This is a genomic window from Tardiphaga sp. 37S4 (assembly GCF_021044645.1).
Lineage (GTDB): Bacteria > Pseudomonadota > Alphaproteobacteria > Rhizobiales > Xanthobacteraceae > Tardiphaga > Tardiphaga robiniae.
On record NZ_CP088008.1, the window covers coordinates 6,100,912 to 6,115,000 of the forward strand.

Annotated in this window: 8 protein-coding genes, 2 tRNA genes, 2 rRNA genes and 1 riboswitch (1 of these 13 cut by a window edge); of the genes, 9 read left to right on the top strand and 3 right to left on the bottom strand. The window is 60.5% G+C overall.

Features of this window, described 5'->3' with window-relative positions; translation table 11 throughout:
- Positions 1-852: a chorismate mutase gene (locus tag LPB73_RS29010; protein WP_089267606.1), complete on the bottom strand. Its 852-nt coding sequence runs from the start codon at positions 850-852 to the stop codon at positions 1-3.
- Positions 853-1,055: 203 nt separating this feature from the next.
- A riboswitch (SAM riboswitch) is annotated at positions 1,056-1,135 on the top strand.
- A gap of 87 nt (positions 1,136-1,222) precedes the next feature.
- Between LPB73_RS29010 and metX the strand changes: the two genes are divergently transcribed.
- The 3 genes from metX (at position 1,223) to LPB73_RS29025 (ending at position 4,100) form a co-directional block, all read left to right on the top strand.
- Positions 1,223-2,425, top strand: a complete 1,203-nt coding sequence (gene metX, locus LPB73_RS29015) for a homoserine O-acetyltransferase MetX (protein ID WP_231079072.1) — start codon at positions 1,223-1,225, stop codon at positions 2,423-2,425.
- A gap of 2 nt (positions 2,426-2,427) precedes the next feature.
- Positions 2,428-3,114: a methionine biosynthesis protein MetW gene (gene metW, locus LPB73_RS29020; RefSeq protein ID WP_231079073.1), complete on the top strand. Its 687-nt coding sequence runs from the start codon at positions 2,428-2,430 to the stop codon at positions 3,112-3,114.
- A 341-nt stretch (positions 3,115-3,455) separates the two neighbouring features.
- Positions 3,456-4,100 (top strand): TIGR02594 family protein, encoded by a 645-nt coding sequence (locus LPB73_RS29025; RefSeq protein WP_231079074.1) that lies wholly within the window; start codon positions 3,456-3,458, stop codon positions 4,098-4,100.
- A 6-nt stretch (positions 4,101-4,106) separates the two neighbouring features.
- On the opposite strand, the gene LPB73_RS29030 is transcribed toward LPB73_RS29025, so the two are convergent.
- Complete coding sequence (locus tag LPB73_RS29030) at positions 4,107-4,880, bottom strand: MOSC domain-containing protein (RefSeq protein WP_231079075.1); 774 nt, start codon at positions 4,878-4,880, stop codon at positions 4,107-4,109.
- Positions 4,881-5,111: 231 nt separating this feature from the next.
- Here LPB73_RS29030 and clpB point away from each other — a divergent pair, with 231 nt between their 5' ends.
- Positions 5,112-7,748 carry an ATP-dependent chaperone ClpB gene (gene clpB / locus LPB73_RS29035; RefSeq protein ID WP_231079076.1) on the top strand — a complete coding sequence of 879 codons (2,637 nt, stop codon included), beginning with the start codon at positions 5,112-5,114 and terminating at the stop codon, positions 7,746-7,748.
- 72 nt (positions 7,749-7,820) lie between these two features.
- Positions 7,821-8,459: an NAD(P)H-binding protein gene (locus tag LPB73_RS29040; RefSeq protein ID WP_231079077.1), complete on the top strand. Its 639-nt coding sequence runs from the start codon at positions 7,821-7,823 to the stop codon at positions 8,457-8,459.
- A 96-nt stretch (positions 8,460-8,555) separates the two neighbouring features.
- On the opposite strand, the gene LPB73_RS29045 is transcribed toward LPB73_RS29040, so the two are convergent.
- Positions 8,556-10,619: a M23 family metallopeptidase gene (locus LPB73_RS29045; RefSeq protein WP_231079079.1), complete on the bottom strand. Its 2,064-nt coding sequence runs from the start codon at positions 10,617-10,619 to the stop codon at positions 8,556-8,558.
- Positions 10,620-11,455: 836 nt separating this feature from the next.
- On the opposite strand from LPB73_RS29045, the gene LPB73_RS29050 reads away from it, so the two are divergent.
- The 4 genes from LPB73_RS29050 to LPB73_RS29065 all read left to right on the top strand — a co-directional run.
- Positions 11,456-12,942: ribosomal RNA gene (locus tag LPB73_RS29050) — 16S ribosomal RNA — on the top strand.
- Positions 12,943-13,157: 215 nt separating this feature from the next.
- Positions 13,158-13,234, top strand: a tRNA-Ile gene (locus LPB73_RS29055).
- Positions 13,235-13,340: 106 nt separating this feature from the next.
- A tRNA-Ala gene (locus LPB73_RS29060) sits at positions 13,341-13,416 on the top strand.
- A 469-nt stretch (positions 13,417-13,885) separates the two neighbouring features.
- Positions 13,886-14,089, top strand: a 23S ribosomal RNA gene (locus LPB73_RS29065) (it continues 2,616 nt past the right edge of the window).
- Together the 16S and 23S rRNA genes with 2 tRNA genes alongside form the textbook arrangement of a ribosomal RNA operon.

The window sequence follows — 14,089 nt, forward strand, 5'->3', positions numbered from 1 at the left end:
TTACGAACGCGGTGCGTCGCTGGCGGCCACGGTATAGCGGGTTGCGTGGCTGCCGACGAGAGCCGTGGAGCGCACCGAGGCGCCGGCTTCGATCAGCGCCGACTTGATCTTGTCGAGGCTCGAGGCTCTCGTGATCGAGATCAGCAGCGCCGCGCCGTCAAAGGCGGTATCCGGCACGGCGACGATTTCGGCCAGCGGCGATAGCGCGCGCGCGGTCTCGGCATTCCAGCCTGACACCCGCACGCTCCACATCTCGACTTCGGTCACCATGGCGCTGTCGGCGACGCGCGACACCACAAACACGGGAAGCGCGGCCGGATGGTCGGCGCGTTCGATGAACGGCAGGCGTGCGATGATCTTCGGCGCGCCCAGGGCTTCCAGCGGGATCCACCACGGCGTGCGGCTGGACGTCGCCGAGACCAGCGCGAGATCGCCCTTGGACTTGGCCACGGCCTCGACCGCTGCGGCGGCGCTGAAATGCGCGACGTAAGGCACGGTGAAGCCGAAATGAAAGCGTGCGGAATCCCGCATCGCGCTCTCGCCGAGCGACAGATCCGCATGCACCGAGAACGGCGCCTGAACGTAAGTGAAAGTCGAGATGATCACCCGCCAGATGCTCTCGACGGTGTCGATCGGCAGGATGCCGCGATGGCGCTGCACCAGACGGCGCATCATGTCGGCCTCGCGCGCCGGCCGGAAGGCCGAGCCGACCTCCTGGGTCTGCTTCACCGAAATCAGCCGGTCGATGATGTCGCCGCGCTGCATCAACAGGGCGTGAACCTGCGCGTCGATGCTGTCGATCTCTTTGCGCAGTTCATCCAGCGAGGGCGGGGCGGGTGGTAATTTCGACATGTTCAAAACCTTCGGGACGGGAGGCGTGATAGGTCCCGTCGAGCTTGCCGGGCCGGCTCCGGGGAGCCGGCGGGCACGGCCATTGATTAGGTAAGACGGTGCCGGAAAGCAAAGAAAACATGGAAGATTTGGCCGCAGGGCAGTTGGGCAATTTGACCGGGGTATGCCCATATTGACGGCAGGCGGGTGTGGGACTAGTTTCTGGTCTCTTCCGTGGTCATTTGAGCCGGCCGGCTTGCAGCCACGTTAAACAACTCGCTAAACAGGCCGGGGACAGTTTGATCCCGGCCGAGCTATTTGTTCAGGCCGGGTTTTTTATGGCCTGATTCCGGTTTTGGTTTGAGAACCTCCTGAGGAGGCCGGTATCAAGATGGTAAATGTCGAACTGGTGAAGAGTCCGGTTGTCCGCCCCGATGAGCGTGGACATGAAGCCGATCATCCGACCTCGCTGGTCGCGGCCTTCGGCATGGATCAGCCGCTGCGGCTCGATTGCGGCGTCGACCTCGCCCCGTTCCAGATCGCCTATCAGACCTACGGAACGCTCAACGCCGACCGATCCAATGCGATCCTGGTCTGCCACGCTTTGACCGGCGACCAGCACGTCGCCAATATCAATCCGATCACCGGCAAGCCCGGCTGGTGGCAGACACTGGTCGGCCCCGGCAAGGCCCTCGATACCGACCGCTACTTCATCATCTGTTCGAATGTGCTCGGCGGCTGCATGGGCTCGACCGGTCCGGCCTCGACCAATCCCGCCACCGGCAAGATCTGGGGACTGGATTTTCCGGTCATCACCATTCCCGACATGGTGCGTGCGCAGGCGATGCTGATCGACAGTCTCGGTATCGGTCAGTTGTTTTGCGTCGTCGGCGGTTCCATGGGCGGCATGCAGACGCTGCAATGGACCGCGGCCTATCCGGAGCGCGTGTTCTCCGCGCTGGCGGTTGCCTGCAGCACGCGGCACTCGGCGCAGAACATCGCGTTCCACGAATTGGGTCGTCAGGCCGTGATGGCCGATCCCGATTGGCGCGGCGGGCGTTATTTCGAGGAAGGCACACATCCGCATCGTGGCCTCGGCGTCGCGCGGATGGCCGCGCATATCACCTATCTGTCGGATGCCGCCTTGCACCGCAAGTTCGGCCGCCGCATGCAGGACAGGGAGTTGCCGACATTCTCCTTCGATGCGGATTTTCAGGTCGAGAGCTATCTGCGCTATCAGGGCTCTTCCTTCGTCGAGCGCTTCGATGCCAACTCCTATCTCTATCTGACGCGTGCGATGGACTATTTCGATATCGCAGCCGACCACAACGGCAAGCTTGCGGAAGCGTTTCGCGATACGCAGACGCGCTTCTGCCTGATGTCGTTCACATCAGACTGGCTGTTCCCGACGGCGGAATCGCGCGACGTCGTGCATGCGCTGAACGCCGGCGGCGTCCGCGTGTCCTTTGCGGAGATCGAGACCGACAAGGGTCATGATGCCTTCCTGCTCGACGTGCCCGAGTTCCTCGATATCGCCGGTGCATTTCTGAACTCCGCAGCCTCCGTGCGCGGCCTGCCTGTTACGGGGACATAGAGATGGCGTTTCCACAACAGACCTTGCCGCTGAATTCTGCGGTGGCGACGCCGGCGCCGCGCGGCACGCAGGACTATCGCGGCGATCACCTCCTGGTCGCGGAGATGATCAAGCCGGGCTCGAAGGTGCTCGACGTGGGCTGCGGCGATGGCGATCTGCTGCAATTGCTGGAAAGCCGCGGCATCGACGGCCGCGGCATCGAATTGTCGCGCGAGGGCGTCAACCGCTGTGTCGGCAAAGGCCTCGCAGTGGTGCAGGGCGACGCCGATACGGACTTGATCAACTATCCCGACGATGCGTTCGACTACGTGATCCTGTCGCAGACGCTGCAGGCGACGCGGCAGCCGCGTGTCGTGCTGGAAAATCTGCTGCGCATCGGCCGCAGCGCGATCGTGTCGTTTCCGAATTTCGGCTTCTGGAAAATGCGCGTGCAGTTGCTTGTCGGCGGCCGCATGCCACGTACGGAGAATCTGCCGGCGACGTGGTACGACACGCCGAACATTCACTTCTGCACCATCAAGGACTTCGTGCAGCTGTGCGACGAGATCAACGTGAAGATGGAGCGCGCCGTTGCGCTCGATCTCTATGGCCGTCCGCTGCGCCTCAATGCGCCGTGGTGGTTCTGGAACATGTTCGGGGAGCAGGGCGTTTTCCTGCTGAGCCGCGCGAGTAAATCGGCGCAACCCTGATCGCGTGTAGATTTCTGTCTGATGGAAACAGAAATACCGCATTCTATGCGGCTTTTCACGCCGTGTGTCGGTTTGCGATACACGCCAAAGATGTGCGTAAAAGCTAATTCGAATAGGTAATATAAGCGCGCATTCTGTCGAATGGGTGGCTGCTATGTCTATACGTATGGCGTCCGTTGAAGTTGAAGCGATTCACTCCGATGTCGCCGTTAAAAAATCGTCACTTGAACCGTTCTAGGTCTTGTTATCGCCATACCAACTTCGTTACCACGCCCGTCCCGATTGTTGGCCCGCGTATTTGGGCCGATGGGGTTCGGGGGTGTTAAGAGGAAAAATTCGGTATGGTTCAGTTCTTTGCGTATCGCCGTGCACTTCGCATCTCGGCTCTTGCGGTGTGTTCGGCGGCAGTTCTCGCGTCAGTCTCTCCCGCGTCGGCACGTCCTCATCACGGCGCTTCGCGTCATTCGCACCACGTCGGCAAGTACGCACACAGCACGCGTCATCACGTCCGGCATCGCGCGCGATATGCACGGCGCAGTGCCCGAGTCGAACAGCAGGCGCCTTCGTTCGGCGACTCCACAAATTTCAATAACGCCAATGCAAGCATGAACCAGCCTTCCGGCGGCTTCGGCGGTTCGGGCATCGTCGATGCAGCGCGCAGCTTCATCGGCCGCGGCAATCCGACGGCGCGCGGTCGTTTGTGGTGCGCAGCGTTCATGAACCTCGTATTGAAGCGCACCGGCCATCAGGGCACGGGTTCGGATATGGCGCGCTCGTTCTCGAGCTATGGCCAGCGCATCTCCGGTCCGCAGGTCGGCGCCATCGCCGTGATGTCGCGCGGTCGTCGCGGCGGTCATGTCGGTGTCGTTTCGGGCGTCGATGCCAAGGGCAACCCGATCATCGTCTCCGGCAATCACGGCAACCGCGTCGCCGAGTCGGTGTATTCGCGTGGTCGCGTTTACGCCTACGTGATGCCGACGAGCTGAGCTCGTCTATTCTGCGACGACGATCTTATCGCCGGCGGTGATCATGCCGCCGGTGATGACCTCTGCGTAAATTCCGCAATCGGCGTGACCGTAGGTCTGCAGCAGCGTTTTCGGAATCGTCAGATCCCGCGCGGCCGTATCCGGATCGACATTGGTCGCTGCACATCGGACGATGCGCTTCACCACCTTGAGCCGGGTGCTGCCGATGGCGAGCGTCCGATCGATCAGCTCGAATTCATGCCAGGCCGGCCAGCCCGCTACATGCACGTTGCCGCGAAAGCGTAGCGGATGCACCGGCTGTCCGACGGCCTTTTCGAGATCTTTGACGCTGGCGAGGTTGATGATCGACACCACCTTGCGCGGCACATCCGAAAAGCTATGGCCCTCCGCGAACAACACCCTGGGTGGTCCGCGCAATTCATCGGCAAAATTCTTCGCGAAGAACGCTTCGATCTCTGCACGTCCTTCGGTCGTCTGCAGGTCGGCTCGCGCCACCGCTAGATTGTCCTGCCGGATTGTCAGCGTATGGCTGGCGTCGTCGTAGTGGCTGCGGAGCGCCGCCAGGCGCTCGTTGCGCATCAGCATCAGAAACTGGGTCTTGGGAAAATATTGCGGTGCTGCCGGGTCGAACCCGATCGGGCCGTTCTCGATGGCATAGCGCCGGTCAGCCGGCAGGGTCTGGCCGGGCTTCAGCGTGACTTCTTCCAGAGGCTCGGGCGTCAGGCCCTTCACGGGATAGCGGTAGATGCTGGCAACGCTGGCGTAAGACTGTTCTGGCATGGTTCCGGTCTTAAGAGATTTGGGCTCGTGGCGCCATCGCCTGGCCGATTGGAATTTTATGCGGACCCCTTCCGTTTCGGGAACTGGCTGCCCACATTTGCATCAAGCTGGTTTTGACGCCAGCGACGACTGCGGCCGGTTGACCACCATCAATGCGGCCCGCGGAAACCCAATGAAGATGCCCCATCCGTGCTTTCGAGGCGGACAGGGCAGGCCGAGGGACAACACACGATGAATATTGAGAAATACACCGAACGGGTGCGCGGCTTCATCCAGTCGGCGCAGTCACTGGCCGTGCGCGAGGGCCATCAGCAATTCTCGCCGCTGCACATTCTGAAAGTTCTGCTGGACGACAGCGAAGGTCTGGCCGGCGGCCTGATCGATCGTGCCGGCGGCAACTCCCGCGCCATCCTGAAGGCGACGGAAACCGAGCTGGGCAAGATGCCCAAGGTCTCGGGCGCAGGGGCCGGGCAGGTCTATCTGGCGCCGGCGACCGCGCGCGCTTTCGATGCCGCCGAAAAGGCGGCCGAAAAGGCCGGCGACAGTTTCGTCACGGTGGAGCGGCTGCTGCTTGCGCTGGCGCTCGATAAGGACTCCGAAGCCGGCAGCCTGCTCAACAAGGGCGGCGTCACCCCGCAAAATCTCAATGCCGCGATCAATGCGCTGCGCAAGGGCCGCACGGCGGATTCCGCTACGGCCGAAAACGCCTATGACGCGTTGAAGAAATATGCCCGCGACCTGACCCAGGCCGCGCGGGATGGCAAGCTCGACCCGGTGATCGGCCGCGACGAGGAAATCCGCCGCACGATTCAGGTGCTGTCGCGGCGAACCAAGAACAATCCCGTGCTGATCGGCGAACCCGGCGTCGGCAAGACCGCCATCGTCGAAGGTCTCGCGCTGCGCATTCTCAACGGCGACGTGCCGGAGAGCCTGAAGGACAAGAGCCTGCTGTCGCTCGATCTCGGTGCGCTCATCGCCGGCGCGAAATATCGCGGCGAGTTCGAGGAGCGGCTGAAGGCGGTGCTCGGCGAGGTGACCTCGGCCGAGGGCGGCATCATCCTGTTCATCGACGAGATGCATCAGTTGATCGGCGCCGGCAAGGGCGATGGCGCCATGGACGCGTCGAACCTGCTGAAGCCTGCGCTCGCCCGCGGCGAATTGCATTGCATCGGCGCCACCACGCTCGACGAATATCGCAAGCATGTGGAGAAGGACGCGGCGCTGGCGCGGCGTTTCCAGCCGATCTTCGTGGCTGAGCCGACTGTGGAAGACACCGTCTCGATCCTGCGCGGCCTCAAGGACAAATACGAACAGCATCACGGTGTCCGCATCACGGACTCGGCGCTGGTCGCCGCCGTGACGCTGTCGAACCGTTACATCACCGATCGCTTTCTGCCGGATAAAGCCATCGACCTGATGGACGAGGCTTCGGCACGGCTGAAGATGCAGGTCGATTCCAAACCTGAAGAACTCGACTCGATGGACCGCGAAATCATCCGGCTCAAGATCGAGCAGGAGGCGCTTGGCAAGGAAACCGATGCAGGCTCGAAGAGCAGGCTCGAAACGCTCAAGAAGGAACTCGCCGAGCTCGAAGAGAAATCGGCAGCGCTCACCCAGCGCTGGTCGGCCGAGAAGAACAAGTTGTCGAATGCGCAGAAGCTCAAGAGCGAGCTCGATGGCTTGCGTCTTGAACTCGCCGAAGCGCAACGCCGCGGCGAGTATCAGCGCGCCGGCGAACTGGCCTATGGCCGGATTCCCGACCTTGAAAAGCGGCTGGCCGATATCGAAGCCAACGAGAATTCCGAGATGATGGAAGAGGCGGTCACCGCCAATCACATCGCGCAGGTAGTCTCGCGCTGGACCGGCGTGCCGGTCGACAAGATGCTCGAAGGCGAGAAGGACAAGCTGCTGCGGATGGAACTGAGCCTCGGCGAGCGTGTCGTCGGCCAGGCCGAAGCGGTGCGTGCCGTGGCGACGGCGGTGCGTCGGTCGCGGGCAGGCCTGCAGGATCCCAACCGGCCGATCGGCTCGTTCATGTTCCTCGGTCCCACCGGCGTCGGCAAGACCGAGCTGACCAAGGCGTTGGCGTCCTATCTGTTTGACGATGACACCGCGATGGTTCGCCTCGACATGTCCGAATATATGGAGAAGCACTCGGTCTCACGCCTGATCGGCGCGCCTCCGGGTTATGTCGGTTATGACGAGGGCGGCGCGCTGACCGAAGCTGTGCGGCGGCGGCCCTATCAGGTCGTTCTGTTCGACGAAGTCGAGAAGGCGCATCCGGACGTGTTCAACGTGCTGCTGCAGGTGCTCGACGATGGCCGCCTGACCGATGGCCAGGGCCGCACCGTCGATTTCCGCAACACGCTGATCATCATGACGTCGAATCTCGGTTCGGAATTCCTGGTCAACCAGCCCGAGGGCGAGGATACGTCAGCGGTGCGCGACCTGGTGATGGGCAACGTCCGCGCCCATTTCCGGCCGGAATTCCTGAATCGTGTCGACGAGATCATCCTGTTCCACCGCTTGCAGAAGAGCGAAATGGGCCGGATCGTCGAGATCCAGTTCGCGCGGCTCACCAAGCTGCTGGAAGATCGCAAGATCACGCTGGTGCTGGAGGACGAAGCCCGTGACTGGCTCGCCGACAAGGGCTGGGATCCCGCCTACGGCGCCCGTCCCCTCAAGCGGGTGATCCAGCGCAACGTCCAGGATCCGCTGGCGGAGATGATCCTCGCCGGCGACGTCAAGGACGGTGACCATGTCGACATAAGCGCCGCCGGCAACGTCCTGACCTTCAACGGCAAGCCGGCCCGAACCGCGGAGATCGCCGAGTTCGAGGCGCCGGTGCCGAAGCGGCAGCTGAACTGACGGCACGGGTTTGAACGCAACGAAACGGCCTGAACCTCACGGCTCAGGCCGTTTCCACGTCGGAGAAAGATCATGACCCGCATTCTCGTGGTCGGCGCCACCGGCCTTGTCGGCCGCCATGTCATCGCCAAAGCGCTCGCCGACAGTCGGATCACACGCATCGTTGCGCCGACGCGGCGGCCGCTCGCGGCGCATGCGAAGCTCGACAACCCGCTGGTCGATTTCGACCGGTTACCAGCCGAGGCCGACTGGTGGGACGTCGATGGTGTGATCTGTGCACTCGGCACGACGCGCGCCGAAGCTGGCTCGGATCAGGCGTTTCGCGTTGTGGATTATAATTACCCGCTTGAAGTTGCCCGGCTGGCGCGCAAGCACGGCGCTAGCCGTTTCGCGCTCAATTCGTCGGTGGGTGCCAATGCACGCTCAAAGCTGCTCTATCCGCGTACCAAAGGCGAAGTGGAGGAAGCGCTGAAGGCGATGGGCTTTCAGTCTTTGACGGTTGTGCGGCCGGGCCTGATCGGCGGTGACCGTGACGAATTCCGGCTGGGCGAACGCATCGCAACAGCGGTGCTCGGTATCCTCGGTCCGGTCCTGCCGCGCAGCTACCGGATCAGCCCCGCCGACAGAATCGCCGATGCACTGATCGAGGCAGCCGTGACCGGCGCGCCTGGTGTTCACCTGATCGGGTCTGCAGAGCTCGCCGCGGATTGATCGCCGGACCTCAGCGACTCTTTTGCTACTGTCCCGAGCGTCACCTAGCCCACGCGGCGTTGGTCTGACGCGCAGAAGAAGGCGAAAAATACGAATTTAGCGGCTGGTCGTCGGCCGTGCTGGTGGCACCGCGCCGGTCACGCCTGCGTCGGACACGCGGGCGCCGGGGCCTCGCATGGTCATCTGGGCGTCGATCCGGTCACGTTCCTTCTCGAAGCCGGCCATGATCGGCCCTTCGAGCGAGCGGCCGCGTGGCAGTTTCACGCGCATAGGATCGACGAAGCGGCCGTTGACCAGAATTTCGTAGTGAACGTGGGCGCCTGTGGACATGCCGGTGGAGCCGACGAAACCGATGACCTGACCCTGCCGCACGCGCTTGCCGGGCTCCATGCCCTTGGCGAAGGCCGACATATGGCCGTAGGCGGTCTCGTAGCCGTTGTTGTGCTTGATGCGGATATATTTGCCGTAGCCGCCTTCCCAGGCTGCTTTTTCGATCACGCCGTTGCCGGATGCGAAAATCGGGGTGCCGTAGGGCGTCGACCAGTCCACGCCGGTATGCATCTTGGTGTAGCCGAGGATCGGGTGGCGGCGTCCGCCGAAGCCCGAACGCATGATGGCGTTATTGACGGGCTTGCGGACCAGGAACTTCTTCGCGCTCTTGCCGGTCTCGTCATAGTAGTCGACGACCGAGTCGTCAGTGGTCAGGAAGCGATAGTATTTCTTGGTTTCGCCGCCCACCGTAAGCGAAGCGAACAATACTTCGGTCTTTTCGGTGATGGTGGCGCCTTCGTCTTCGCCGGCGAAGAACACGTCGAACGAGTCGCCGGGTTGTACTTTGCGCTGGAAATCCACGTCGTAGGAGTAGATCCGGATCATATCCTCGATGACGGTGGCCGGGACCTTGTTGCGCAGCGCCGTCTCGTAAATGCTCTGATAGAGCCGCACGCCGGTGCCGTCATCCTCCTCGTCATCGTCCGATGCGCTTGGCGCTTCGGCGACGGTGTTCATGCTGGAGACATCGACGGCGACGTATTTGCCGAGATCGGAGAGGGCGGCGACCGCCTCGATGGTGGAATCGTTGGCGACGATGACGCGGTAGGGCTGCAAACGCTGGCCCGGTCCGGCCGGCGACATCAGGATGCGAACTTTCTGACCTTCCTTCAGTCCGCCGTCGCGGCCGCGGGCACCCAGCGTAGTGGCGATCGCCTTGGCTTCCTCGGGCATCGCGCCCTGGTCGCGCAGGATGGTCAGGATGGTGTCGCCCTTCTTGACGATATGGATACGCTCGCCATTGGGGTTGCCGCCGGTCGCCTGATCCTTGGTCTTGGCCAGCAGCGTGACGTTTTCCGGCACGATGCGGGTTTCGAAGCCAGCATAAGGATCGGCCGTGGTCCCTTCGGCGGCATAGGCCATCTTCATGTCAGGCTGGCCGCCGATATCGCCGGTGGCGCTGGCGACCGTCGTGTAGCGAACGCCGGTATTGCCGCGCCAGTTGGAGGCGTCGCGCACGCGCATCAGGACTTCATCGATGGCAACGCTGGCACCGATCTTGGCTTTCGGCAGTACCTGACCGAGATCGCGGGTGACGAAGGAGACTTCGGCATCGGGCTCGACGGCATTCGGATTGACCGCGGCGTCGTCGCTGTTGGGAGCTGGGCTGCCGACATCGGTCAGCAGGCGTTGTGCATTGAAGGGCGGGATCTTGGCGCTGAGATCGCTGGTCGCCATCGCCAGATTGCCGGAAATCCGGATGAAGGGCCGCACGCGCATCACGTCGCGATTGCCGACGCGGGTGACGGTGGAGACTTTGAGTACCTGGCGCGCGGCGGAAGAGTCGCTCGGCGGCGGCAGGCGGTCGGACTTATGCAGGCTTGCTTGTTTGTCGGTGGCACTGAAGGCGCCGCGTAGCGCGCCTTCGACACGCTCCGGTACCTTGGCAAAGGTCATCTCGCCGTCAAGCGACGCAAAAACGGCGCCGCCGATCAGAGCCGCGCCGCAGAGACCTGTGAGGATAGTACCACTGAACCACTGTACCGAGACGCGGCGACGATCGATGACTGCGGCTTCGGAGCCATCAACGGATAGCGGCGGCTCGTGGCCGAGATCAATCATCCCGGTCTCACGATTATAGGCGCCACCGCGTGACAGTCCGTGATTCAAGCCGACATCCCCCGAATTCCCAGCATCATGCGAAGAGTCTTCCCCAAGCACATCGCATCGACGGTCGAACAGTGCGCGCCAAAATGCTGGCCGAATGGACGAACGTCAATGCTGCAAACTCTTTCGCTGTGTTCTCTTTGGCCCAAAAGCGCACTGCGATGACGCAGCTCGTTCTTTCGAGAGGCCGTTGGGCCCAGATCCGGTTCGACCACCCCTAAAAAGTTTCAGGGGCGCCGCAGAATCTTTGCACAAGGCATGCTCAGAACGTCGGAGGAATGTGGCTCTTGTACGGCGTCACCCCTGTAAAACCTACGCTTTTTGGGCCCTGGAGCGTCCTCCACAGCACGTGACGATTTTCTGACGAATGGCGTTGACAGTTTCGGGTGAGGGGGCCTATAACCCGGCCACTGAGCGCAGCGGCGCCGGGGCCTACCAGCCCGGGCGGTTGTTCGTGTCTCGGAAGCTCATCACCGCGAAGATTGTTTCAGTAGCCGATAGGTGTCGGCTGCTGATCTGTTGTCGGGTGATTGAGTGGCAAGATTTTCTCCCTCCTGGGGAGATTGACGCATCTGCGTCGGGCTGTTTGACAAGTTAAATTGAAGAAAGAGAAACGTGGACGGCGGAGTCCTTGCGGGTCTCGTTCGATGGAAGCTTCGGCTTCCTGAGGCGGGGCCGGACGAAAGACTTCGGCGGTACACGTTTTGAACAAAGGTTAACACCATCGTTGTTAGCGCTGTGAAGCGCGGACAGCAGATTGGCTGAACTTCGGTTTGGTCGATTTAGTATGGTGGGACCTCGTCAATACGTTGTGATCAGCCGGTTTAAAGTTTCAAGTCCAACTTGAGAGTTTGATCCTGGCTCAGAGCGAACGCTGGCGGCAGGCTTAACACATGCAAGTCGAACGGGCGTAGCAATACGTCAGTGGCAGACGGGTGAGTAACGCGTGGGAACATACCTCTTGGTTCGGAACAACACAGGGAAACTTGTGCTAATACCGGATAAGCCCTTACGGGGAAAGATTTATCGCCGAGAGATTGGCCCGCGTCTGATTAGCTAGTTGGTGGGGTAAAGGCCTACCAAGGCGACGATCAGTAGCTGGTCTGAGAGGATGATCAGCCACATTGGGACTGAGACACGGCCCAAACTCCTACGGGAGGCAGCAGTGGGGAATATTGGACAATGGGCGCAAGCCTGATCCAGCCATGCCGCGTGAGTGATGAAGGCCCTAGGGTTGTAAAGCTCTTTTGTACGGGAAGATAATGACGGTACCGTAAGAATAAGCCCCGGCTAACTTCGTGCCAGCAGCCGCGGTAATACGAAGGGGGCTAGCGTTGCTCGGAATCACTGGGCGTAAAGGGTGCGTAGGCGGGTTTTTAAGTCAGAGGTGAAATCCTGGAGCTCAACTCCAGAACTGCCTTTGATACTGAAAGTCTTGAGTATGGGAGAGGTGAGTGGAACTGCGAGTGTAGAGGTGAAATTCGTAGATATTCGCAAGAACACCAGTGGCGAAGGCGGCTCACTGGCCCATAACTGACGCTGAGGCACGAAAGCGTGGGGAGCAAACAGGATTAGATACCCTGGTAGTCCACGCCGTAAACGATGAATGCCAGCCGTTAGTGGGTTTACTCACTAGTGGCGCAGCTAACGCTTTAAGCATTCCGCCTGGGGAGTACGGTCGCAAGATTAAAACTCAAAGGAATTGACGGGGGCCCGCACAAGCGGTGGAGCATGTGGTTTAATTCGACGCAACGCGCAGAACCTTACCAGCCCTTGACATGTCTATGACCGGTACCAGAGATGGAACCTTCCCTTCGGGGCATAGAGCACAGGTGCTGCATGGCTGTCGTCAGCTCGTGTCGTGAGATGTTGGGTTAAGTCCCGCAACGAGCGCAACCCCCGTCCTTAGTTGCTACCATTTAGTTGAGCACTCTAAGGAGACTGCCGGTGATAAGCCGCGAGGAAGGTGGGGATGACGTCAAGTCCTCATGGCCCTTACGGGCTGGGCTACACACGTGCTACAATGGCGGTGACAATGGGATGCAAAAGGGCGACCTCTCGCAAATCTCAAAAAGCCGTCTCAGTTCGGATTGGGCTCTGCAACTCGAGCCCATGAAGTTGGAATCGCTAGTAATCGTGGATCAGCATGCCACGGTGAATACGTTCCCGGGCCTTGTACACACCGCCCGTCACACCATGGGAGTTGGTTCTACCTGAAGGCAGTGCGCTAACCGCAAGGGGGCAGCTGACCACGGTAGGGTCAGCGACTGGGGTGAAGTCGTAACAAGGTAGCCGTAGGGGAACCTGCGGCTGGATCACCTCCTTTCTAAGGATGGTTCTTCAGATGCTTGCATCTATCGAACCTCTTTTGAAACATCAGTGGCCAGACATTGGATCAATGTCTGAGCTGCATAGGCGGGACACCGCCGTCTTCGTTTCTCTTTCTTCGCGGACGAACACACGCTGGGGCGTGCTCGTGCTGCTTATTGGCGTTTGATCGCAAGGTCATGTCGATGAGCCGAGCGCAGTCCTTTGTTGTTAGGGCTTGTAGCTCAGTTGGTTAGAGCGCGCGCTTGATAAGCGTGAGGTCGGAAGTTCAAGTCTTCCCAGGCCCACCATATTTGCGCGCTTTGAATTGAAGCTGCTGCTGACGTCGACATCACATGCGCAAGCATCGCATCTGCAAAACGTGTTCTTTAGCGTTGAGCATTCGTCTTCTGGAACGGGGGCATAGCTCAGCTGGGAGAGCGCGTGCTTTGCAAGCATGAGGTCGTCGGTTCGATCCCGTCTGCCTCCACCAGAAACTTTGGTTGGATGCTGATGAGCGGTCGAGACGAAAACAACTTCAAGACATTCAGTGTGTTCAGACAGTGCGCGCCATATGGGCAGCGCCTGATTTAGTCCGCGGTATAACTTCGCTTGTCGGTCTTACGAGATCGACTGCGGGATTTATGACATCGTAAAGAGGAGATCGTTCCGAGGTTCGGGTCTGCAAGCAATTGCGGGTGCCGCAATCATAATCTCCAGGAATTGAGTGCGAACGCTTTGCTTGCAAAGCTTCCGCATCTTTATTCCTTTTCAACGAAGCTTGACCGCCTCGTTGTCGGTTCGATCTTACGAAGCAAACTGGTCTTTCTAAATCATATCCAGCTGCATGAAGTGCGCACGGCTTGACCGCCGGCGTGCGGATTTTGCGTTTCCAATTCGTTGGTTATGCAAAGCAGCGTGCAGCAAACTCTGCCGAGTGTGTGGATATTGATAATGAGAGCAATCAAGTGTCTTAAGGGTATTCGGTGGATGCCTTGGCAATGAGAGGCGATGAAGGACGTGCTACGCTGCGATAAGCTATGGGGAGCCGCGAAGAGGCTTTGATCCATAGATTTCCGAATGGGGAAACCCACCTTCGATAGCCGAAACTCTAAGGTCATCACGACGCAAGTCGGGGTGGTTTTGGATTTTCGGTTATCAGTTGA

What these genes read in the sequence shown, in the direction of transcription:
- LPB73_RS29010 (WP_089267606.1), bottom strand. Translation starts at nt 852, where the DNA reads ATGTCGAAATTACCACCCGCCCCGCCCTCGCTGGATGAACTGCGCAAA.
- LPB73_RS29030 (WP_231079075.1), bottom strand. Translation starts at nt 4,880, where the DNA reads ATGCCAGAACAGTCTTACGCCAGCGTTGCCAGCATCTACCGCTATCCC.
- metX (WP_231079072.1), top strand. Translation starts at nt 1,223, where the DNA reads ATGGTAAATGTCGAACTGGTGAAGAGTCCGGTTGTCCGCCCCGATGAG.
- metW (WP_231079073.1), top strand. Translation starts at nt 2,428, where the DNA reads ATGGCGTTTCCACAACAGACCTTGCCGCTGAATTCTGCGGTGGCGACG.
- clpB (WP_231079076.1), top strand. Translation starts at nt 5,112, where the DNA reads ATGAATATTGAGAAATACACCGAACGGGTGCGCGGCTTCATCCAGTCG.
- LPB73_RS29040 (WP_231079077.1), top strand. Translation starts at nt 7,821, where the DNA reads ATGACCCGCATTCTCGTGGTCGGCGCCACCGGCCTTGTCGGCCGCCAT.
- LPB73_RS29025 (WP_231079074.1), top strand. Translation starts at nt 3,456, where the DNA reads ATGGTTCAGTTCTTTGCGTATCGCCGTGCACTTCGCATCTCGGCTCTT.